Genomic DNA, 20,327 nt, shown 5'->3' on the forward strand with positions numbered 1-20,327 from the left:
CACATGAGCACCACCTTCACCGCAGGGTCCCTGGTGTCCGCGCGCGGGCGCGAGTGGGTCGTCCTGCCGGACAGCGCCGACGACATGCTGGTCCTGCGCCCGCTGGGCGGTGGCGACGACGACGTCGCGGCTGTCTTCCCCGCGTTCGAGGAGGTCCGCCACGCCGAGTTCACCCCGCCGTCACCGGACGACCTCGGCGACGCGCTCGCGGCGGGACTGCTGCGTTCGGCGTTGCGGATCGGGTTTCGTTCGGGGGCGGGGCCGTTCCGGTCGCTGGCGGGTATCGCCGTGGAGCCCCGCGCCTACCAGCTCGTGCCGCTGTTGATGGCGTTGCGGCAGCGGGTGGTGCGCATGCTGATCTCCGACGACGTCGGTATCGGCAAGACCGTCGAGGCAGGCCTGATCGCCAGTGAGCTGCTGGCGCAGGGCAGTGCACGCGGGCTGGCGGTGTTGTGCTCACCCGCGCTGGCCGAGCAGTGGCAGGACGAGCTGCGCACGAAGTTCGGCATCGACGCCGAATTGGTACTGGCCTCCACGGTGTCCAAACTGGAGCGGAACCTCGATCTGGGGCAGTCGCTGTTCGACCGGTACCCGCACGTGGTGGTGTCCACGGATTTCATCAAGTCCACGCGGCACCGCGACGACTTCGTCAAGCACTGCCCGGATCTGGTGATCGTCGACGAGGCTCACACCTGTGTCGCTGCGGACGAGAGGGCTTCCACGGCCAGCCAGCTCCGGCACGAGCTGCTGGAGAAGATCGCCGCCGACGCCGAGCGGCACCTGCTGCTGGTCACTGCCACGCCGCACAGCGGCAAGGAAAGTGCCTTCCGCGCGCTGCTGGGCCTGGTGCGGCCCGAGCTGGCCACAGTGGACCTGGACACCGAGGCGGGCCGCCGGATGCTCGCCGCGCACTTCGTGCACCGTAGGCGGGCCGACGTGCGGCAGTTCCTCACCAGGGAGAAGGACGGGCTGGCTGACGACAGCCTGCGCGAGGACACCGCGTTCCCATCCGACCGCCACTTCAAGGACGAGACCTACAAGCTCACCCCCGCCTACCGCGCCCTGCTGGACGACGCCATCGCCTACGCGAGCGAGCGCGTGACCGCGGCGGGCGAGGAGGGCAAGCGGGAGGCGCGCATCGCCTGGTGGTCGGCGATCGCGCTGCTGCGGTCGCTGGTGTCCTCGCCGAGGGCTGCCGCGCAGACCCTGCGCACCCGCTCGGCGGCGGCGCGCGCGGCCACGGCGGAGGAGGCCGACCGGCTCGCCGCCCCGCTGACCAGGGACTCGGCCGACAGTGACGCCCTGGAGGGGCTGGACGTCGTCCCCGGCGCGGAGACCGAGCAGGCGGGCGCACGGCTGGCGGAGCTGGCCGAGCGGGCGGCCGGGTTGGAGGGCCCCGAGCAGGACCGCAAGCTCGCCGCCCTGGTCAAGCACGTCAAGGCGCTGCTCGCCGACGGCTACCACCCGATCGTCTTCTGCCGCTACATCCCCACGGCCGAATACGTCGCCGAGCACCTGGACGGCAAGCTCGGCAAGCGCACTCTGGTGCGCGCGGTCACCGGAACCCTGTCGCCGCAGCAGCGGCTGCAACGCATCGAGGAGCTGGCCACCGAAGCGGGGGAGGACCCGGCCGCCCGAAGGGTGCTCGTCGCCACGGACTGCCTGTCGGAGGGCGTGAACCTCCAACACCACTTCGACGCCGTCGTGCACTACGACCTGGCCTGGAACCCCACGCGGCACGACCAGCGGGAGGGTCGCGTCGACCGCTACGGCCAGAAGCGGGACACCGTCAGGGTGATCACGCTCTACGGCAGTGACAACGGCATCGACGGCAAGGTGCTGGAAGTCCTGATCAAGAAGCACCGGCAGATCCAGAAGGACCTGGGCATCTCCGTGTCGGTCCCGGACGCCGCCTCCGCGGGCGTGACCGACGCGATCGTGGAATGGCTCTTGATGCGCAAGCAACAGCCGGAGCAGGCGAGCTTGTTCGAGGCGGACGCGTTGCAGAGCAAGGCGGCGGAGCTGGAGGCCGACTGGAAGTCGGCCGCCGAGCGCGAGAAGACGTCGCGTTCGCGGTTCGCCCAGCGCGCCATCCACCCGGAGGAGGTGGCCCGCGAGGTCGCCGCGGTTCGTGACGTGCTGGGCCGCGCGGCCGAGGTGCGCGGCTTCGTCCGGCACGCGCTGTCGGCGCTGGAGGCCGTGTTGCGCGACGACGGCGCGGGCGGGTTCACCGCGGACCTCAGCGGCACGCCGGCCGGGCTGCGGGACGCGCTCGCCCCGCTGCTGGGCGGTGATGTGGTGGAGGCGGGCAAACCGGTGCCGTTCCGTGACACGGCGGCGGTGGCGCGGGGTGAGGCCGCCCTGGTGCGCACCGATCCCGTGGTCGGTGCCGTCGCGGGATACGTGCTCAACGCCGCGCTCGACGAGAAGGCGAGCGGCCCCCGCCCCGCCCGCCGCTGCGGCGTGATCCGCACGAGGGCCGTGGACACTCGCACGACGTTGCTGCTGGTGCGTTACCGCTTCCATCTCACGCTGCCGTCGCGGACGGGGGAGCGGCAGCTGGTGGCCGAGGACGCCCGCCTGCTCGCCTTCCAGGGTTCGCCGTCGAACGCGACGTGGCTGGTGGGCGACGACGCCGTGGCGCTGCTGGAGGCCTCCGCCGACGAGAACACCGATCCGGCGTTCGCCGAGCGCACCATGCGGCGTGTGCTCGACGACCTGGACGCCACCACCGCGCACCTGGAGTCCTACGGCGACGAACTGGCCGCGGAGCTGCTGGCCTCGCATCGCCGCGTGCGCAGCGCTTCCGGTGAGATCGTGCGTGGCGTGAGCGTCACCGCCCAGAAACCCGCCGACGTCCTCGGCGCCTACGTCTACCTGCCCGCCTCAGGAGGAACCGCCTGATGTCCGCCGTCACCCGAAACCAGGTTTTCTCCGCCGTGCACACGGTCGGTGGCCTGCTGCCCGCCGACATGCTGGCGCGCATCTCCGAGGGCAAGGACGTCAGCGGCAGCCTGCCGTCGGACTACCGCGTGGTGGGTTCGCGCTCGGTGAGCGACGAGGCGGAACGCCACTGGGACTACCTGCGCTCGGTGTGGGCGGAGCTGCGGCGGAAGCTGCCGCGCGCCCCGGAGTCGGAGACCCCGCAGGACGTCACCGGCCTGGCCGGCTCGCAGTGGCTCGCGCCGCTGTTCTCCGAACTCGGCTTCGGTGAACTCACCTCGCTCGGATCGTCGGGTATCCCGGCCGACGACCACGCCACCACGGGCAAGACCTTCCCCGTCAGCCACCGCTGGAACCACGTGCCCGTGCACCTGGCGGCGTGGCATCACCTGCTGGACCGCCGCCCCGGCGGCGCGGGCACGGTGCCGCCGCAGTCGCTGGTGCAGGAATGCCTCAACCGCACGGAGAACCACCTGTGGGGTGTGGTCACCAACGGCCGCCAGTTGCGGTTGTTGCGCGACTCCAGCGCCCTGGCCACCGCCTCCTACGTCGAGTTCGACCTGGAAGCCATCTTCGACGGCGAGCTGTTCAGCGAGTTCGTGCTGCTGTATCGGCTGCTGCACGTCTCCCGCTTCGCCGTCGCCGACGGCGCGTCCCCGGCCACGTGCTGGCTGGAACGCTGGCGACTCGACGCGATCACCTCGGGCACGCGGGCGCTGGACCAGCTCCGGGAGAGTGTGAGGCAGGCCATCACCACGCTCGGCACGGGTTTCCTGCGGCACCCGGACAACACCCGGCTGCGCGAGAACGTCGACGTGCAGGCGCTGCACGCCGCCCTGCTGCGGCTGGTGTACCGGCTGCTGTTCGTGTTCGTCGCCGAGGATCGCAAAGCCCTGCACCCGCAGGACGCGGACGAGTTGGCCAAGCAGCGCTACGCGAAGTACTTCTCGACGGCGCGGCTGCGCGCGCACGCGCGGCGCCGCCGGGGCACCGCGCACGACGACCTGTATCGGGCGCTGCGGATCGTGCTGGACGCGCTCGGCGACGAGCACGGCCGGCCGGAACTCGCTCTGCCCGGTCTCGGTGGCATCTTCGACGACACCGACGCCGACGCCCCGCTGCGTGGCCTGTCGTTGTCGAACGAGTATCTGCTGGCGGCCGTGCGGCACCTGGCGCAGATCCGCGATGTCGGTTCCCGCCGGGTGCGCCCGGTGGACTACCAGCACCTCGGCGCCGAGGAGCTCGGTTCCATCTACGAGTCGCTGCTGGAACTGGTGCCGAAGCACAGCGCCATCGACCGCGAATTCACGCTGGAGGAGCTGGCGGGCAACGACCGCAAGACCACCGGCTCCTACTACACTCCGGCCTCGCTCATCGAGTGCCTGCTGGACTCCACCTTGGACCCGGTGATCGATGACGCGGTGAAGCGCGGCGAGCAGGCGGCCTCGGCCGCGGGCCAGGCGGACGCCACGGGGGCGATCACCCGTGAGCTGCTGTCGCTGACGGTGTGCGACCCGGCCTGCGGCTCCGGGCATTTCCTCGTGGCGGCGGCTCGGCGTATCGCCAAGCGGGTGGCTGCGGTACGGGAACGTAACCCGGAGCCGACGGTGGACGCCGTGCGTCATGCGCTGCACGAGGTGATCGCCCACTGCATTTACGGCGTGGACCTCAACCCGATGGCCGTGGAGCTGACGAAGGTGTCGCTGTGGCTGGAGGCGCTGGAGCCGGGTAAGCCGCTGAGCTTCCTCGACGCGCACGTCAAGTGCGGCAACGCCCTGCTCGGCGCGACCCCGACGCTGCTGCGGAAAGGCATCCCGGACGAGGCGTTCAAGCCGATCGAGGGCGACGACAAGAAGTTCGCCAAAGCGCTGGAGAAGCAGAACAAGGCCGAACGCGTGGGCCAGCACAGCCTGTTCGATCTGGCGAGCGAGGCGAAAGTGGCGAACACGGCGTTCGCCACGGGCGTGCGCCGCATCACCGAGGCGCGCGCGGACGTGCTGGCCGACGTGCGTCGCCAGGAGTCGGCCTACCGCGAGTTCGCCGAGTCACCGGAGTACCGGCAGGCGCTGCACGTGGCCGATGCGTGGTGCGCGGCGTTCCTGTGGCGCAAGACGCCCGACGCGCCGCTCGCCGTGACCGAGGAGGTCTTCCGCAAGCTCCAGGACCCTGATGCCGACGCGGCCCCGCAGAGCACCCACGACGAGATCACCCGCCTGCGCGAGGCGTACAAGTTCTTCCACTGGCACCTGGAGTTCCCGGACGTGTTCACCGTGCCGGACAACGGCGCGGACGTGGCCGAGGACAGCGGCTGGTCGGGCGGCTTCTCGTGTGTGCTGGGGAACCCGCCGTGGGAACGCATCAAGCTTCAGGAGCAGGAGTTCTTCGCCCAGCGTGACGAGGAGATCGCCAAAGCGCGCAACGCCGCCGCTCGCAAGAAGCTTATCGCCGCGTTGAAGGACGACCCCGACCGCAGCGCGCTGTATGCGGAGTTCGAGGCGGCCAAGCGCAAGGCTGAGGGCGAGAGCCACTTCCTGCGCCTCGGCGGTCGCTACCCGCTCACGGGCCGGGGTGACATCAACACCTACGCGGTCTTCGCGGAAGCCGACCGCATGCTGACCGGCCCACGAGGTCGCATGGGCGTGATCGTGCCGACCGGCATCGCCACCGACGCCACGACGCAGTACTTCTTCAAGAATCTGGTCGAGCACGGTTCGCTGGCGGCGCTCTACGACTTCGAGAACGCCGCGCCGCTGTTTCCCGGTGTGCACCGTTCGTTCAAGTTCTGCATCCTGTCGCTCGCGGGCCGTGCGGTGCGTGAACCTGCCGCACGTTTCGCGTTCTTCCTGCACGACCCGGCAGAGCTGGACGAGGCCGACAAGGCGTTCGCGCTGACACCGGAGGAGATCACCCTTCTCAACCCCAACACCGGCACCTGCCCGGTATTCCGCTCCCGCACCGACGCGGAGATCACCCTCGGCATCTACCGCCGTGTTGCCGTCCTGGTCAAGGAACCGGACGAGCACGGCCAGGGCGGCAGCAACCCGTGGGGCGTGTCGTTCATGACGATGTTCCACATGTCGAACGACTCCCACCTCTTCCACACCCGCGAAGACCTGGAAGCCGACGGCTGGACATTGTCCGGCAACGTCTTCACCAAGGGTGCCCAACGCATGCTGCCGCTGTACGAGGCTAAGATGCTGCACCACTACGACCACCGCTGGGCCACCTACGATGAAAAAGGCGACGTCCACGATCTCACCCTGGAGGAGAAGCAAGACCCGAGCGCAGTTGTCCTCCCCCGCTACTGGGTCTCCGAAGCCGACGTATCCACCGACCGCGTCGACAAGAACGGCAACCGCATCTACGAAGCTGGTGTAGCCACCCGGCTCGCGAACAAGCACTGGGAAAACGATTGGCTCCTTGGGTTCCGCAACGTGTGTAGAAGTACGGATGAGCGCACCGTCATCGCCGGATGTTTTCGCCGATCTGCCGTAGGGCACAGTATGCCACTGTTAATAAGTGGCGAATCGCCGTTACTTCAGGCGGCTCTGACTTCGGTAGCGTGCGACTATGTTCTTCGGCAGAAGCTAGGGGGAACCAATCTCACCTTCAACTATTTTCAGCAAATTCCAGTACCGGCCACCGATGCGCTCGCAATCTTCAAAATATTCATCGCCCCGCGAATTATCGAACTCACCTATACCTCCTATGACATGGAGCCGTTCGCGCGGGACCTCGGCGACACGGGTGCCCCGTTCCGGTGGGACGAGGAACGCCGGGCTGTCATCCGTGCCGAGTTGGATGCGTTGTTCTTCCACCTCTACGGCATCTCGCGCGAGGGCGCTGACTACATCCTCGACACGTTCCCGATCGTCAAGCGCAAGGACGAGGCCAAGTACGGCACCTACCGCACCAAGGACCTGATCCTCGCTGAGTACGACCGCATGGCCGAAGCCGGAGTGAGCCTCGACAACCCGCTTGTCGACGGGGAGAACTACACCTCCACTCTCACCCCACCTCCCGGCCACGGCCCCCGCCACGCCCCCGCACCGAATGCTGGAAACGCCTGATGCCCGGTGGGCGCTTGCCGTTCCGGTGGCACTTGCCCGGCAGCAGGAATCTCGCCTATGTCCGAGCTTCGGGGCGAGTGGGACCTTGGCTCACCGCCGCCGTGGGGGCACGTCGTGACGCTGCAAGTCCAGTTCTGGGTCCACGAGCAGGGGCAGCCGCCACGTGAACAGACCGTGGAACTCGCTGACGCCGATGATGTACGCGCGTTCATCAAGACGTTGGCTGGTGAGCAGGTCAGCGACGCCCTCCTCACTCACACCCGGCGGCCCCGTGTCGAGACGCTGATCCCCGACGAGGACAGCCCCGGCCAGTTCCTCACCACGCCGGATCACTCGGTGATCGTGGGCGTTCACGGTCGGCGAGGCGCGATCAGTTACCGGGGAGCGGACGGTCATCATGCCGAGCCCGTGCACCTGTACAGCCGCGGTGAGGAACCCGATCACCCCGTCGTCTACGAGACCGACGAGTTCCCGCCCCGCTGTGAACTCCCCGTCGAGTCCGTGACCCGGGCGCTGATCGAGTTCCTGGAGACGGCGGCACGACCATTGTCGATCACGTGGCAGCCGGGTGTGGAGGCGACGTAGCGACGTTCGGCGATGAGTTCGCGGGACGTCGTCACTACGCGGAAGGGATCTCGGCGGGTCAGACGTCGCGCGCAGGCGCCTGATCGCTCCATCCCAGAACCGAGAACGAAACTCCCTGGCGGTAGGCGTCGATACCGGCGGCGAGGTACTCGATGAGGTCATCCGGTAGGTGGTGCAGGTCGAACCAGCCGAGGCCGCAGCACTTCCCCGGCTCGCGGTTCGACGGCTCACCGGCCCATCTGGCCGCGGCGAAGAACAGGCCGAGGCGGGGTTCGGGACCGGAGCCGTTGACGTGGACGGTGTGGACATGGGTGAGGTCGTCAGGATTGACCAGCACGCCGACCTCTTCTTCGGCCTCACGTGCGGCGGCGGTGAGCACGTCCTCACCCGCGTCGAGCTTGCCGGAGGGCAGATGCCATCTGCCGTCGAAGGCTCCGCCCCGGCGTCTGGTGAGTAGCAGCTCGGTGCCGCGGAGCAGGAGAACGTGAACGTCAACAATGTGGCGGTCCACGTGAGAGACGGTCATCGGCGAGTCACCGTTGCGTCTCTGGCCACCGGTCATGCGCGCCTTCGCCTGCTCTCCGAGACCACGACATTGGTGCCGTACCAACATCGTCGCATTCTTCCTTGACAGTGGCGTCCACCACTGGCTAGGGGAGTCGGCATAGTCCGTCGAGGACCTTCTGGAGAAGGTCGAGCGTTACCTTCGCCCAGTCATCGGCGACTTATGCCGGGGTGCCGGCTCTGGTTGAGACGCTGATCGCCGGGTGGCTGCGGGCGAGGAGGGGCCAAGGACGGTTGGTGGGCAGGTGTGTCGCCGGAAGTCGCTGACCCGCTGTGGAGCGTTGGTTACGCTCGTGGTGATCTGGGGACGCAGTACGGGAGGGTGACGATGGCTGAGGACTGGTACGAGGCTCTTTCCGATGAGATGGCCAACGGCGTCAGTGCCACCGATGCGGTCGGCGCGGTGCTGGGTGGCCCTGCCGGTATGGCGAAGTTGGGTATGTCGACGGCAGCGCGCATGATCGGAGAGGGAAACGGCGGATCGTGGTCTTTCGACAGAGAAGAGATCGACGCCGTCATCGCGGACTGAAAGGCGTTGGCTGAAGAACTCGAAGAAGATCGAAAAATTTTCTCTTCGGCGCAGCGAGTATCCGATGCTCCCTCTGGTGACCAGCCGTCTATCGGGTTTATGAATTCGTTACATGAAGAAATGTCGGCGCTCGAAGATCTTAACAATTCAATGCGCGACTATGTTGCAGAGTTTGTGGATAAATTGGAAGCTGCCAAAAAGTCGATCACCGAGTCGGATGGCGGTCATGCTGAGTCGTTCGGGGGAAGCAAGTCTGGTGCGTAATCGCTCTGTCTGGTTTCGGATCGTTTCCTTGTTTGCTGTGGCTGCCATTGGTGTTTCCTGCTCGGCGGACACGGATGGTGTGGCTCAGCCCGCGACAGGCGAGTTGAGTGCGTCGAAGCCGAGTGCGGCTCCGGAACGTCGGGTCAGTGATCCGTTGGACGTCGCCCCGTATCTGTCTCGGCCTTGCGATCTTGTTTCCCCGGAGATGCTCGAAAAATTGGGGACTTCGCCGAGTGAGGCGACTCCGCGCCTGCCTGAGGATGACAAGATCACCGCCCAGACCGGTCCGGGTTGTAGCTGGACGGGGGAGAATGAGGGAAGCGTCGGTATCGGCATTGATTCGGGAAACAAAGAACGCGGAGTAGGGGGACTGCGAGGGCTTGAGATCGCTCGTGATCAAGGTCGATACAAGTTGTGGGAGGAAACTTCGATCGCGGGCTACCCCGCTGTGTACATGGGGATCAGCGACTCTCGCCATCGGGGAGACTGTGATCTTGTGGTGGGAATCGCCGACGACATGACCTTCGGGGTCGCGGCGGTCTCTTTCCGGGAGAACCCGCAGAAGGCCTGCCAGGTGGCCGCCGAGGTCGCTGCTGATGTGATCGAGACTCTGAAGGGGGGGAGCTGAACTCGGCCGAGGTGCCGACCGGCGACTATCTGAGACGGTGTAGCCGTCGAGGACTTCGCGCAGAAGATCGAGCGTGACAGGTGCTCAATGATCGGGGACAGGTGCCGAAAGGTCGGCTCTGGTGGTGAGGCGCTGATCGTCGGGTGCTACAGGCGGGTCGCGGTCGATGACGGGCCAGGGCGGTAGGTCGGTGAGGTCGATGGCGGTGAGCTGGGTGGTGGGGTGCTCGTCGGTGAGGGGATCGAGGAGGACGGCGGGCGAGTCCGACCTCTGAGCGAGCACATCGGACACTAAGTGCTGTCCCAGGTGTTACGCCACAAGTGCTTGATCGATGTCGACCAGATACAGCGAGACGCTCGGTTGGATGCCCAGTCGAGCGTCTCGCTGATTTTCAGGGCTTTGCCGGGTGCTGCTCACTGCTCAGAACATGATTCGTGGCACCGTGGAAGGAGGGGATTCGGTTCAGGTTGATTCTCTCTACGAGAACTCAGGCGTGAGTTTTCAGGCTATTCTCGATGTTCTTTCGCAACCTATATTCCTGGGAGGGTTCGCCTGAAGAGGTAACTCCTGCCTGCGACAGCACCATGCTGGTCCGGCGTGGCCGTGGGCTTGCTGGGGTGCAACGTTGTGAGAGCCTGCTACCCGTGAGGCCAGCGTCATCGAACTTCAAAGGTCGGTACTCAGCGGGCGATCGAGTGAGGTAGTTCCACATCGCGCGACCACGCTCTGCCGATACACCCTGGGCTGAACGGTCTCGCGTCGATGCTGGGGGAGATATGGCTGAGGAGCTGAGGGGAATGAACAGCGCCGAGGAACCGTCCTCGGGCATAGGGAATGTGTTCTCGGCTGCGCAGGCTGCGTTCGGCTCGCAGAGTTCGATGAACCCGGAGGCGATGGCCGCTGCGGAGCGCTCAGCGAACAACCTTGTTGAGTCGGCGAAGTCTGGCGGGTTCCGGGTCACCAAGGAGGCCGCTGACCCCTTGATCAAGGTTCTCGAAGACTTCGTCAATCAGATCAAGGAAATGGACAGCACGTTCCGGGCTTTCGAAGCAGCTCCTCCTCTCGGTGATCATGACTACGGCCAACTTGTTTCCCGTCGCATGCAGGAAGCGGCTGCCGTAGGCCCTGGATCTGCCTTGGAAGTCATCAGACAGCTCGAAATCATCTTGAAGAAGAGTGCTGAAGCGCTTCTGCGGGCGTCGAACCAGTACGAGGAACAGGAGGAGAGCGTGAAAGACACTCTCCGTGGTCTAGGTGAATGAGGCTGGTGTGAGGACGAAGAATTGTATCAGTGGAGTTTCGGTGCTTCTTGTGGCGCTGTGCGCCGTCTCGGCATGCTCTGGGATCACCGGTGAGGCACATCCGGGAGATGTGCCTGGTGCAGAGCAGAAGTCGGGTACCGTTCCATCGACCGGCGCCACATCCAGCGCGTCGATCAGCGCTTCGCTGGATCCGTGTTCGTTGCTGAGTGTCGAGGATCTGACCGAGTACGGTGAGGTCAACGCTGGGGAAGCCCGAAACCTCAACGGTTCCAGGTCTTGCGCTTGGCAACGCGACTACGAAGCGGGGGGTCACGAAGGCTTTGTGATCTCTCTGGATGTATGGGGTGAGCACTCCATCGACGATATGAAGTCTGTCAGTGACAACACTGCCGAGGTCGAGGTGAACGGGCGTCCGGCGGTCCGGTTGACGAACCCGGATCGCGGCTACTGCACCGTCGGACTGAAGCTGGACGACACGTCGCGAATCGACGTGGGAATCAACGGATTCTCGGATTACCAGGACTCATGCCAGGTCGCCGAAGACGTCGTCTATCTGGTCGAGCCACGGTTGCCGGACCTACCCTCATAGGCGTCACCGGATGAGGTGCACGTCGGGGAACTCATCGACACCGACGGCGTCCGCGTGGTCGGACGCCATCGTCACCCACACCTGACGCTCCCGTGTCGAGACGTTGCTTTCCGGCGAAGATAGACTGGGCAGTTTCTCACCCTGCTGGATCATTCGGTCCCTTTGGGTGTTCACGGCCATCGGGGACAACTATCGGGATCGGATGGCTACGGCGCTAGCCCGGGCAGATGTACAACCTCGGCAACGCGCCTGACCATCCCGTTCTGCAGGGCCGGCGAGTTCTCTCCGATGTCGAGGTCCCGTCCCAGGCGTTGTTTGTTCCTGCATGAGCCGGAAAAGACCGAGGTCTACCAGGGGCTGTGGATAGGTGAAAGAGATCGCGATGAGTGCCGAGGAGTCTGTGGCATTCATCGCCGGTGTGAAGGCGGGCGAGTTCGACCTCTGAGCGAGCACATCGGACACTCCTCGGTGTTCGGATCGCCACCGTGTCGCAACTGCCGCGGCCCGGAGCCGTCCACTGAATGTTGAGTGGTTCCGGCTGCGCGCATGTGCCTGGAGAGGGAGCGTCGGTGGCTGAGGGCGACGCGCAGGCGCTGGTGTTGGCTGACGAGCCCGCCACCACCGGCTACCTGCCTGAGCATCGGGTCTTCCCGCGCTGGCTCGCCGCCGACTCCGAGGCCGGACTGAGGGCCGCGGCCGAGACCGTCCTCGCGGACCTCACCACCGAGCGGGAGGAATGCGGCATGTGGGTCTCGGACGGCCCGGCCGTGCTCATGGACTCCGCCGAGGCGGGCGCTGACCTGGTCGTCGAGTATTCCTGGGGCGAGTTGCCGGACCAGGCACCGGTCCCGCTGCCCGTCGGCGGGCCATCCACATGGAGGTGGACGAGGACAACTGGGTCGGCGTGGTCCAGCTCCTGCCCGCCGACGACTGAACGGGAACCCGCGCCAGGCCCACCGACCATGACGCTCAGAGCGCTGTGCGAAACGACCGCCGTCGGCCGGGTAATAGATACTGGTCTACTGCACGGCGCTGAAGCCGCAGAAGGACACCTCGTCGACGCGAAGGGCAACGCGCCCCGCGACTCGCCTGATGTGTCGGCCGTGGGCGGACGAGCAACAGCGGGGCGCGGGGCGCGATCCGTGGGGCGAGAGCGGTCAGTGATCAGGCCGCTGGCTCCGACCCGTTTCCGATCTGCCGCTCCAACGACTGCCTGACCAGGCCGAGAACATAGGGGATGTCGTCCTCGTGACTCAGCCCGACCTCCACGTCACCGTTGCCCCACCGACCGAGGTTGGTGATGTCCCTGGCCATACCTTTCGGGTCCCACAGCTCCGGGAACGGCATGTTGAGGGACAGCCGCAGCCGGCCGGCCTGCGGAACGATGTCCACGACGTTGGTCTCCGCCTTGTAAGCGATGTAGAGCTTGAGGATTTCCTCGGTGATGTTGGGATCGAGGGCCAGCAACTGGGGCCGCAGCGTGTCGAACAGGGCGCGCATCGGCCGGTCGGCAGCCAGGTTCGGGTGATCGTCGAGGCTGTAGTGCGGTGCGGTCGTCCCGTTCCTCGGACTGTAGGCGGCCAGTATCTCGTCTTCCAGCGCCGGGGGCGTCCAGACAGCTGTCGCGAGCTCGGCGAGGCGGTTGGCCCGAGCGTCGATGGCGGCCTCGTCCCAACGCTCGGCCATGCCCAGACCCTGGTTCAACCGCAGCGGACTTTCCCGGAAGCCGCCCGGCATGTCTCGCTTCTCGGTGAACGGCCGGTCGCTGTATTCGCTGTTGTAGCCGGTCAGCGTGAGATTGCCGACGTTGTGCAGCTTGGTCGCGTGGACACGTTCCCAGTCGGGCCCGAGTTCCTGCCGCCAGTCTGCGGGCAGGTTCGCGTTCTGCGGCATGATGTGCTCGACGGTGTACTCGTCGACGAAAACCCTTTCCTTGCGCCCGTGGTTCTCAAGCCGGCGGAGCCAGTACGAACGGCGCGGCAGGTTGTACATGTCGCGGGTCGTGAACTCGCGCATGAACTCGTCGTCATTGGGAAAGCGGCGGTACGACGGCAGCGACAGGAAAGCGGCCTGGAGGCTTTCCAGATACCGGTCCTTCTTGAGTGACCGGCCGAACGTCGCGAAGGTCTTGTTGAGAGAGTTCGTCGGGATCGCGCAGATCGCGCGGCGGAAAACGTAGGACTCGATCAACCGCAGCGCCTTCAGGAAGTCGTCCCGGGACAACAGCTCGGTGGCGTAGTCGTGGTAGAGCTCCAAGAGCAGCGGGTAAGCGACATCGACCCGGAGATCGCGCAGGTCGGCGAAGGCCTCTCCGAGTTCCTTGTCGGTTTCCCGCTTCAAAGCCATGGCACAGTAGTAGCCGGCGTAAGCGTGGACGTCCGCGACCAAGGAGTCGACGTCGTCGGTGATGGCATCGTTACGGCGGGCGTAGGCCTTGAAAGCGTCGTAAACCGACCTGATTTTCGGAATCTCTCCTGTCTTGAGCGTCAGGTAATGGCGCATGAACGAATCGAAGTGGGCCCCGTATCCTTCCTGGCCGAACCCCAGCTCCATCGGGCGCCAATGCCTCTTGTACAGCTCCTCCTGGTGTTTGGGCTCCAAGCCCATCAGCACGTAGTTGCGGATGAGGTCGGCCTGACTGAGTTCCCGGCCGGTGGAGTTCATGCTCTCGAAGATGAGCTGCGGGTTGTCCTGGTCGCGATTGAGTGAAACATCGACGATCACGAGTTTGCTCAACCCCTGGCAGAGCGGAGCGAGGTCGTCGCCCAGACCCTTGACCTGTTCGCTGAAGAACTCGAAGTTCTGCTTGATACGAACGGAGTGGTCGGCAGGGAGGTTCTGCTGCTGGACCAGTGCCGTCAAACTGTCCTTGTCGGTCTGTGTCAACAGAAGCTTGAAAGCCTTGTCGCCGTCCTCCTCCGGGTTGAGCAGGAAGTAATTGCGTACTTTCCTGGCCGAGAACCCCGGGACCGGTTCGTCGCTGCCCAGATGGCGAGCCAGAGCCTCCAGCAGAAGGCTGACCGTTGTCAGACGTTGCTGGCCGTCGATGACCAGCAGCGGGGACTGGTTGGAAACCTGGGAGAGACCCTGCTCGACGTAGACCACCGAGCCAACGAAGTGAGCTTTGACGGCGTCGTCCCGGCCTGCTCTCAGGATGTCGCGCCACAACTGCAGGCACTCATCGCGGTGCCAACTGTAGGTCCGCTGGTAGATCGGGATGACGAACTGCGGCGATTTCCTGAAAAACTGGAGAAGGGAGGTCTCTGTCGCCTTCATGTTCGTAGTGCTCCACGGGGTTCGCTTCGGGATGTCGACTGGCTGCCCGGTGACTCTAGTCGTGCAAGTGGGGCCCGTTCGTAACGCTGTGTGGGCAGTCGGCGTCCGTTCGCTTCGTCCGTCAGCTCCCACGAGCGGTCGATGTGCCTGGTCGCCGCCACTATGCCCTTGCGCTCTGATGACGTGACCCTCGACACGTTCACGACTTGATAAAGGTTGTTCACACTTCAACGTCTCCGGACGACGCACCGGGTGGTCGTCGAACAGGTTTCTCGAATCACTGGTAGGTCGGATGAACAACACGATGGTGGAGCGCGCCCGGAATCTCTTCGAGTTCCTGCAGCGCGCGCAGGAACTGAAGACGACGGCGCCGCGCACGACCGACAGGTACCAGCGTGAAGGCGAGGTGCTGTGGTTCGCCGACTTCCCGGAACACCCGGCGGTGCAGCACGCCAACGGGCTCACGAGTCCCGCGAGCGACAGCCCCCTGCTCACCGTCGATCGGATACCGCGCAGGACGCCACCGCAGCCCGGCACCGGCCTCGAACGGTGGCTGCTGGGCCGCTGGGACGACCCGGACCGGGCGCCGGAACTGCGGGAGTCGCTCACGATCGCCGTGCGGGACGGGGCGGAGGGCGACCAGGTCACCCGGCAGGTGAGGGTGACCGAGTATCCCCACATCCGCGAGGCCTACGAATCGTGGCGTGCCGAGTGGGCGGCCTGGGCGGAGGAGGAGCTGCGGGACCGCCCGGCCAGGGACTTCTACAACCTCCTGTTCAGCCTGTTCCTCAAGGTCAAGGACAGCCCTGAAGAGGTCGAACTGGTGGCGGGCACGGCATGCCTGTCCTGGCGCCCGGAGGGACATCCGGAGGTGTCCAGACACGTTTTCACCAGCCCGTTGATCGTCGAGTTCGATGACGCGACAGGGCGGCTGGCGGTGGTTGTCGGTGACACGCCGGAGGCGTTCAAGACGGAACTCGACATGCTGGACCCCGGTCTGATCAAAGCGACCGAGACCGTCAACGAAGTCCGCGCGGCAGTGCGGGCCCTGCACGTGCATCCCCTCGACCGGGAAGAGCTGGGGCTCTTCGGCCGGCGGCTCGTGCATGCGCTGGACGCCGACGGCGAGTACCGGGACGAGGACAGGCCCGCGGCGGCGACCGAGGACGCGACGGTCACGTTCGCTCCGGCGCTGATTCTCCGCAAGCGCTCACAACGCGGTCTCGTGGAGGTCTTCCAGACTCTCACGGGACAGCTGGCGGGAGCCGAGACCGTGCCCGACGGCATCCTGCCGCTGCTCGACCCCGACCAGGTTCCCGCGGTGGAGCCGACGACGACCGGTGGCGCTCTGGTGACGGTGGACGACGAGTCCTTCCTTCCCATGCCGGTCAACGAACGGCAACGGGAGATCATCGAGCGGGTCGACCGGCAGGCGCAGGTTCTTGTGCAGGGGCCGCCCGGAACGGGGAAGACACACACCGCGGCGGCGCTCATCTCCCACCTGCTCGCCCAGGGCAAGCGGGTTCTCGTGACGGCGCAGACCGACCGAGCCCTGCGCGAGGTCCGGGACAAGCTTCCCGACCAGATCAAGCCCCTGTCGGTCGCGGTGGTGGGGACCTCCCGAGACGACATGGCGGATCTCAAGGTCGCGGTGCAGGAGATCGCGGCGGCGGCGCACGACCACGACACCAAACGCAACGCCCGCGAGATCGAAGGCTGCCTCGCCGAGATCGACCGGTTGCGCAGGGAACGGGCCGAGGTGTATCGCGACCTGCTCGCTGCTCGCGAGAGCGAGGTCCGGCAACACGACCGCGGTGACTACCGCGGCACGCTCGCCGACATCGCGAAGCAGATCGAGGACCAGGAGCGCGAGTACGGATGGGTGCTCGAACACGTTCCGGAGGGCATGGCGGACGAACCTCCCCTCACCGGCCAGGAGGTACTCGAATGGCGGCAGCACCTTCTCGACGGGGAGCTGGCCGCTGACGAGCCGGAAGCCCGGCAGCAACTGGTGGCACTCGACGCACTGCCGTCACCGGCGCGGTTCGCCACCTTCGTGACAGCCGAACGCGGTGCCGAGGCCCGCCGCCGGGAACGGGAGGAACTCCGGCACCATCCGGCGTTTCCCGCCATTCTGCGCCTGGACGCCTCCCAGCGTGACGAACTGCGGAAACGGCTGGGGCGCATCGCGGACGAACAGACAGTCCTCGCCGGAGGGCCGGAACAATGGATCCCTGCCGCGCTGGCCGACGTGTGTGCCGGCCGAGAGGCGGCCTGGCGAGCACAGGCGGAACAACTCGCCGCGCTGATCGAACAGACCGCGCAGCACGTGCAGCGGCTCGGGGCGCTCACCGAGGTCGAGCTTCCCGACGACGACGCCGCCCGGATGGTGGCGTTGGCGCGCGAGGTGCTGCGTTATCTCGAAGAGGGACACCGCGTCAAGACGGCGGCGGACGGCACCCCGAAGGTGGGCCGGTTGGCGCCGAAGGTGCTCAAGCAAGCGCAACCGTTGTTCGATTCCGTCAAGGTCGACGGCCTACCTCCGACGAACACGGGGCAACTGCTGGCTGTCGTGACGTGGTTCGAGGCGTCGAAGATGCTCGCCGCGCTCGACCGCACATGGCCGGGTCGCGGGGATTCGAAGACGGACCCGCTCCACGTGCGCCTGCAGTGGCACCGGACGGAACTCGGGCAGTTGTGGCGGGTCCTGAGGCTGGCCGAGGAGTTACGGGCCGAGGAAAGGCGACTGGCCGAACTCGGGATACCGCTGCCCGACTGGAGTGACGCGACGGCGCTGAACACCTGTCAGGCACTGTGTGACACGGTCGAGGTCGAGAAGGCCTGGGCCGCCGCGCAGGAGCCGTTGGCCGTGCTCACGACCACGCTGGCGGAGATCGTGGGCGACGATGTGGCACCGGTGGTGCGCCGGTTACGGGCGGCCGTCGACGAACGGGACGCCGACGAGTACGGGGTGGCGCATGCGCGTCTCGCGCGGCTCTGGGCGATCAGGGAGCAGGCTTCTCGGCGCGACGATCTCGGCCGACGCTTGGCAAGCGCTGTGCCGGGTCTTTTCCGGGCGGTGGCAGCAGCACCGGAGGACGCCACATGGACGGGCCGTCTCGAACGTTTCGAATCCGCATGGGCCTGGGCTGCGACCCGCTCTTGGGTTCGGACACAGGAATCCCTGGACGTGAATGCGTTGCAACAGCGCACTGGCCGGATCGACGACCGGATTCGGCGGCAGGTGGAAACACTGGCGGCTCGGCGAGCGTGGGACTACGCCGCTTCACCGGAGCGGCTCAACGGTTCGGCTCGGGCCGATCTGACCCAGTACGCGCAGTTGGTGCAGCGGGCGGGGAAGCTGACGGGCAAATACGCCGCTGTTCAGCGTGCGGGTATCCGGCAGGCCATGGAGCGCTGTCGTCCCTCGGTGCCGGCGTGGATCATGCCGATCTACCGCATCGCGGAACAGCTCCGGATCACGCCCGACATGTTCGACGTCGTCATCGTCGACGAGGCTTCGCAAGCAGGAATGGAGGCGACCTTCCTCCAGTACCTCGCGCCGAAGATCGTGGTGATCGGCGACGACAAGCAGGTCTCGCCCTCCGCTGTCGGTGTGGACCAGCAGCAATTGCGAGACCTCGCAGGCCAGTATCTGGCCGGGGATCGTTACCGGGAGTCCTGGCAGGACCCGCAACGAAGCTTGTTCGACGAGGCGAAAATGCGCTACGGCGGTGTGATCACGCTGACCGAGCACCGGCGCTGCGTCCCGGAGATCATCGGTTTCTCCAACAGGATCGCATACGAGCCGGACAACATCCGTCTGATTCCGGTGCGGCAGTACGGCGCGGACCGACTCGATCCCGTCAAAGCCGTGTACTTGCCCGACGGGTATCAACGCGGAACCACTAACAAGATCAACCCGGTGGAAGCGGAGGCGATCGTCGACCAGATCGAGAAGTGCCTGGCCGACCCCGCCTACGAGAACCGGACCTTCGGGGTCATCTCACTGCTGGGGCCGGCGCAGGCGCGCTACATCGAGTCGAAACTCCTCGATCGCATCGGCAAGGAACAGTGGACGGCCCGAGACCTGCGGTGTGGCGATGCTTCGGACTTCCAGGGTTCAGAGCGCGACGTGGTCTTCCTGTCGATGGTGGCCGTGCCGGAGGAAGGTCGTCGGCTGGCGGCGTTGACCGCGGATCGCTATGTCCAGCGCTACAACGTCGCGGTATCGCGGGCCAAGGATCAGGTGTGGTTGTACCACTCCGTCGAGAGGCAGGCGCTGAACAACAAGGAGGACATGCGATTCCAGTTGCTCGACTACTGCTACGGCGTCATCGAACGAGGACGCTCATCGGACCAGCGCGCGAGTGACCTCGTGCCCGAGGACGAGCGGGTGCCGCCGTTCGACTCACTGTTCGAGCAGCGGGTGCACAACCGGATCGTCACCCGCGGATACACGGTCGTCCCGCAGTACGAGTCAGCGGGCTATCGGATCGACCTCGTCGTGGTCGGTGGGGGAGACCGGCTGGCGGTCGAATGCGACGGGGACCGGTGGCATGGTCCGGAGGCTTTCGAACGTGACCTCGCGCGGCAACGGGAATTGGAGCGGTGCGGGTGGTCGTTCTTCCGGGTCCGGGAGTCGCTGTTCTACGTCGATCCTGCGGGAGCGCTCGACGGATTGTGGAAGATGCTCGACGATCGGGACATCCGCCCCGTGGGCGAGTTGAGAGAACCCCCTTGTCGCGCGGAACTTGAGAGCACGACGATCGAGAATCCCGAGCTCGCGGGCACGTTCGAGCAGACCGGTGGTGAGTCCCCTCCGGAGACGAAGGAGGGGAAGGACGGGACGCCGGAGTCGGCATGGCTTGGGGCACACCTCGGAGCTGCCACCACGACCGCCGAGAACAGCGACGACACCAGGCACGCGTCGGAAGCCGTCGAGCATGGGGAGGCGGAGGAAGTACGGACACCTGAGCCTCTGGGCGATGAGACGGTGCCGTACGAGGAGTTCAGCGGGGTCGTGCCACCAGTGGACACTGGGCTGCGTGCCGACATTATTGAAGGTCTCCGCTCGATTGTCGCGGTCGAAGGGCCGGTTCTGGGTGAGCGGTTGCAGGCGGTGTACGTGAAGGCATCCGGGAAACAGCGTGTCGGCAAGCAGATTGCGAAAAAGCTGAACTCGGTCATCTCCGATGCCGTGCGTCGTGGTGTGCTGGCCTGCGACAACCCGTTGCAGGTGTCCGGGGTGAAGTACCGGACCTATCGTTTGCCCGGTCAACAAGTCCGGATACGCGAGCGCGGTCCGCGGAAGCTGGACCAGGTGCCGCCGGACGAACTCGCCGCAATGATGCGGGCTGTAACGCACGAACGTGGCTCGCACGACGAGGAGGAGGTCCTGCGGGGCACGGCTGAGCGTTTGGGGGTCGGTCGGCTCACTGAGCAGGTCCGCACGCACCTGCTCTCAGTCCTTCCGTTGGCGCGAAAAGGAGTCGAGCAATGAAAAGTTGGGCCGCGCCCGAGTCGCTGAGTGACCCTGGAGCAACCGCCGGCGTGACCTGCGTCGAGCGGGTCCGGTATCCGATGACGTTCGGAAACGAGATCGTGTGCTGCGCCG

At 66.0% G+C, this 20,327-nt stretch carries 14 protein-coding genes; 10 read left to right on the forward strand and 4 right to left on the reverse strand.

Annotated elements, in window-relative coordinates; translation table 11 throughout:
• The first annotated feature begins 3 nt into the window (after positions 1-3).
• Genes SACAZDRAFT_RS21175 through SACAZDRAFT_RS21185 form a run of 3 tightly spaced genes read left to right on the forward strand, consistent with a single transcriptional unit; the run spans position 4 to position 7,598 of the window.
• Positions 4-2,904, forward strand: a complete 2,901-nt coding sequence (locus tag SACAZDRAFT_RS21175) for a DEAD/DEAH box helicase (RefSeq protein WP_005445066.1) — start codon at positions 4-6, stop codon at positions 2,902-2,904.
• Entirely contained in the window at positions 2,904-7,013 is a 4,110-nt protein-coding gene (locus SACAZDRAFT_RS21180) for an Eco57I restriction-modification methylase domain-containing protein (RefSeq protein WP_005445068.1), read from the forward strand. The genes SACAZDRAFT_RS21175 and SACAZDRAFT_RS21180 overlap by 1 nt, the downstream gene beginning before the upstream one ends.
• Positions 7,014-7,070: 57 nt before the next feature.
• Entirely contained in the window at positions 7,071-7,598 is a 528-nt protein-coding gene (locus SACAZDRAFT_RS21185) for an Imm1 family immunity protein (protein ID WP_005445069.1), read from the forward strand.
• Between the two features lie 58 nt (positions 7,599-7,656).
• Here the strand turns inward: SACAZDRAFT_RS21185 and SACAZDRAFT_RS21190 are convergent, their stop codons facing one another.
• A complete protein-coding gene (locus tag SACAZDRAFT_RS21190) occupies positions 7,657-8,124 on the reverse strand; it encodes an NUDIX domain-containing protein (RefSeq protein ID WP_040928057.1) in 468 nt (155 codons plus the stop codon).
• Positions 8,125-8,490: 366 nt separating this feature from the next.
• Between SACAZDRAFT_RS21190 and SACAZDRAFT_RS24085 the strand changes: the two genes are divergently transcribed.
• The 3 genes from SACAZDRAFT_RS24085 to SACAZDRAFT_RS21200 are packed head-to-tail and all read left to right on the forward strand — an operon-like array spanning position 8,491 to position 9,583.
• Positions 8,491-8,691: a hypothetical protein gene (locus SACAZDRAFT_RS24085; RefSeq protein ID WP_005445073.1), complete on the forward strand. Its 201-nt coding sequence runs from the start codon at positions 8,491-8,493 to the stop codon at positions 8,689-8,691.
• Between the two features lie 6 nt (positions 8,692-8,697).
• A complete protein-coding gene (locus SACAZDRAFT_RS24090) occupies positions 8,698-8,955 on the forward strand; it encodes a hypothetical protein (protein ID WP_332307657.1) in 258 nt (85 codons plus the stop codon).
• A 37-nt stretch (positions 8,956-8,992) separates the two neighbouring features.
• Positions 8,993-9,583 (forward strand): DUF3558 domain-containing protein, encoded by a 591-nt coding sequence (locus SACAZDRAFT_RS21200; RefSeq protein ID WP_005445075.1) that lies wholly within the window; start codon positions 8,993-8,995, stop codon positions 9,581-9,583.
• 84 nt (positions 9,584-9,667) lie between these two features.
• Here the strand turns inward: SACAZDRAFT_RS21200 and SACAZDRAFT_RS21205 are convergent, their stop codons facing one another.
• Positions 9,668-9,874, reverse strand: coding sequence for a hypothetical protein (locus SACAZDRAFT_RS21205; RefSeq protein ID WP_040927845.1), 207 nt, complete (start codon positions 9,872-9,874; stop codon positions 9,668-9,670).
• Between the two features lie 485 nt (positions 9,875-10,359).
• Here SACAZDRAFT_RS21205 and SACAZDRAFT_RS21210 point away from each other — a divergent pair, with 485 nt between their 5' ends.
• Both SACAZDRAFT_RS21210 and SACAZDRAFT_RS22700 read left to right on the forward strand, forming a co-directional pair.
• A complete protein-coding gene (locus SACAZDRAFT_RS21210; RefSeq protein WP_040927846.1) occupies positions 10,360-10,845 on the forward strand; it encodes a BAR domain-containing protein in 486 nt (161 codons plus the stop codon).
• 40 nt (positions 10,846-10,885) lie between these two features.
• Complete coding sequence (locus SACAZDRAFT_RS22700) at positions 10,886-11,434, forward strand: DUF3558 domain-containing protein (protein WP_157607058.1); 549 nt, start codon at positions 10,886-10,888, stop codon at positions 11,432-11,434.
• A gap of 3 nt (positions 11,435-11,437) precedes the next feature.
• Here SACAZDRAFT_RS22700 and SACAZDRAFT_RS23490 read toward each other — a convergent pair whose 3' ends face one another.
• Entirely contained in the window at positions 11,438-11,614 is a 177-nt protein-coding gene (locus tag SACAZDRAFT_RS23490) for a hypothetical protein (protein ID WP_198283884.1), read from the reverse strand.
• Between the two features lie 341 nt (positions 11,615-11,955).
• Between SACAZDRAFT_RS23490 and SACAZDRAFT_RS24215 the strand changes: the two genes are divergently transcribed.
• Entirely contained in the window at positions 11,956-12,651 is a 696-nt protein-coding gene (locus tag SACAZDRAFT_RS24215) for an Imm21 family immunity protein (protein WP_005445083.1), read from the forward strand.
• Here SACAZDRAFT_RS24215 and SACAZDRAFT_RS21225 read toward each other — a convergent pair.
• Positions 12,599-14,710 (reverse strand): DUF262 and DUF1524 domain-containing protein, encoded by a 2,112-nt coding sequence (locus SACAZDRAFT_RS21225; RefSeq protein WP_005445084.1) that lies wholly within the window; start codon positions 14,708-14,710, stop codon positions 12,599-12,601. The two genes, SACAZDRAFT_RS24215 and SACAZDRAFT_RS21225, sit on opposite strands and share 53 nt — an antisense overlap.
• A gap of 292 nt (positions 14,711-15,002) precedes the next feature.
• On the opposite strand from SACAZDRAFT_RS21225, the gene SACAZDRAFT_RS21230 reads away from it, so the two are divergent.
• Positions 15,003-20,213: an AAA domain-containing protein gene (locus SACAZDRAFT_RS21230; RefSeq protein ID WP_040927849.1), complete on the forward strand. Its 5,211-nt coding sequence runs from the start codon at positions 15,003-15,005 to the stop codon at positions 20,211-20,213.
• Positions 20,214-20,327: the final 114 nt, after the last annotated feature.

Source organism: Saccharomonospora azurea NA-128 (assembly GCF_000231055.2).
Taxonomy (GTDB): Bacteria; Actinomycetota; Actinomycetes; order Mycobacteriales; family Pseudonocardiaceae; genus Saccharomonospora; species Saccharomonospora azurea.

Bases quoted from the DNA above. Each gene is read 5' to 3' on its own strand.
- SACAZDRAFT_RS21175 (WP_005445066.1), top strand. From the start codon at position 4: ATGAGCACCACCTTCACCGCAGGGTCCCTGGTGTCCGCGCGCGGGCGC.
- SACAZDRAFT_RS24215 (WP_005445083.1), top strand. From the start codon at position 11,956: ATGTTGAGTGGTTCCGGCTGCGCGCATGTGCCTGGAGAGGGAGCGTCG.
- SACAZDRAFT_RS21210 (WP_040927846.1), top strand. From the start codon at position 10,360: ATGGCTGAGGAGCTGAGGGGAATGAACAGCGCCGAGGAACCGTCCTCG.
- SACAZDRAFT_RS24085 (WP_005445073.1), top strand. From the start codon at position 8,491: ATGGCTGAGGACTGGTACGAGGCTCTTTCCGATGAGATGGCCAACGGC.
- SACAZDRAFT_RS21230 (WP_040927849.1), top strand. From the start codon at position 15,003: ATGAACAACACGATGGTGGAGCGCGCCCGGAATCTCTTCGAGTTCCTG.
- SACAZDRAFT_RS21225 (WP_005445084.1), bottom strand. From the start codon at position 14,710: ATGAAGGCGACAGAGACCTCCCTTCTCCAGTTTTTCAGGAAATCGCCG.
- SACAZDRAFT_RS23490 (WP_198283884.1), bottom strand. From the start codon at position 11,614: ATGGCCGTGAACACCCAAAGGGACCGAATGATCCAGCAGGGTGAGAAA.
- SACAZDRAFT_RS21190 (WP_040928057.1), bottom strand. From the start codon at position 8,124: ATGACCGTCTCTCACGTGGACCGCCACATTGTTGACGTTCACGTTCTC.
- SACAZDRAFT_RS21185 (WP_005445069.1), top strand. From the start codon at position 7,071: ATGTCCGAGCTTCGGGGCGAGTGGGACCTTGGCTCACCGCCGCCGTGG.
- SACAZDRAFT_RS21180 (WP_005445068.1), top strand. From the start codon at position 2,904: ATGTCCGCCGTCACCCGAAACCAGGTTTTCTCCGCCGTGCACACGGTC.